1 protein-coding gene is annotated in these 1,357 nt (G+C 57.2%); it reads right to left on the minus strand.

Features of this window, described 5'->3' with window-relative positions; all coding sequences use genetic code 11:
• A partial coding sequence (locus MWN76_RS20850; RefSeq protein WP_250465119.1) for a condensation domain-containing protein occupies positions 1-1,357 on the minus strand: 1,357 nt, incomplete at both ends.

Below are 1,357 nucleotides of genomic sequence, written 5' to 3' on the forward strand. Positions count from 1 at the left end.
AGTCGGTCGCATAACGCCAGATCAGCTTGGTGCCCGATGCCTGCTCGACCGCATACAGGGTGAGGTCGAAGTTGCTTTCGTAGCTCAGTTGCTCTTGGCCCCGTACCTCGGAATCGCTCAGGTGGATAGGCTCCACCTCGTTGTTATCCAGGTTCAACACTATCTGGAAGATCGGGTTGTGCCTCAAACTACGTTCCGGGTTGAGTTTCTCGGCCAGCAACTCGAACGGTAACTGTTGGTGGTCGAAATCCGTAATGTCCTGGCGCCTGGTCCGATCGAGGCAGGTAGTAAATGTGTCCCGGCCCCCGATCCGGTTGCGCAACACGATCGAGTTGGAGAAGAAACCTATCAAAGGCGCGACCTCGGTTTGCTCGCGATTGGCGATAGCCGTGCCCAATACGATGTCATCACAGCCCGAGTAGCGCGCCAGCCAAGCCGAGAAGGCGGCATGCATACCCATGAAGAATGTCGCGCCCTGAGCCTGGCAATGATGCCTGAAGGTATCGGTGATCTCCGCCGCGATGCGATGGCGATACACGGCGCCGCGATAGGACGGCTGTTCGGGCCGTGGATGATCAGTGGGAAGCGCGTGCAGCGTGGGGATACCATCAAGGCGCTCTCGCCAGTAGCCAACCAGCTCATCCAGATATGTCCCCGACAGAAGCTGGCGTTGCCACTGCGCGTAGTCGCGATATTGGATCGACAGTACGGGCAGAGAAGCCTGTGTCAGGAGCCCGTTACTATCCTCGGTGTACATCCTGTAGAGGATATTAAATTCCTTCATCAACAGGCCGATCGACCATCCATCACAGACAATGTGGTGCATGTGCACCAGCAGCGTATGACGCTGGTCCGCCCGCTTGACCAGATGCACGCGCAGCATCACATCTTTCGACAAATCGAAACGTCGACTCTTGGCCTGGTGTGTGAGGACCAGTAATTCACGTTCGGCGTCGGCGTTAGCGATGTCGCTCAAGTCAGTCACCTGGACATGGAATGCCGAGGCGTCGATCACCACCTGCATGGGACCGGCTTCGTATTCCCGGATCACCGTACGAAGAATGCGATGCCGTTCGACGATGGCAGAAAATGCTTTTTCTACGGCGACTGCGTCGATCGCACCATCAATATCGAGTGAGGTACCGGCAATGTAGCTGCCGCTGGCTCCCTCCATCTGGTTGAGCAGCCATAGGCCGTTCTGCGCATGTGACAGTGCCACCGGACCATCGTGATCAATCGGATGAATGGCAGGCTGTCGCGGCGCGGCTATTTCAGTAGCCTCTGTGATCACCGCCTTTTGCGCCTCGATCAGGCCTGCCTGCTCCTCAATACTGGGCAGCTCGAACAGACTCTTCAG

This window comes from Microbulbifer litoralis, assembly GCF_023634065.1.
Lineage (GTDB): Bacteria > Pseudomonadota > Gammaproteobacteria > Pseudomonadales > Cellvibrionaceae > Microbulbifer > Microbulbifer litoralis.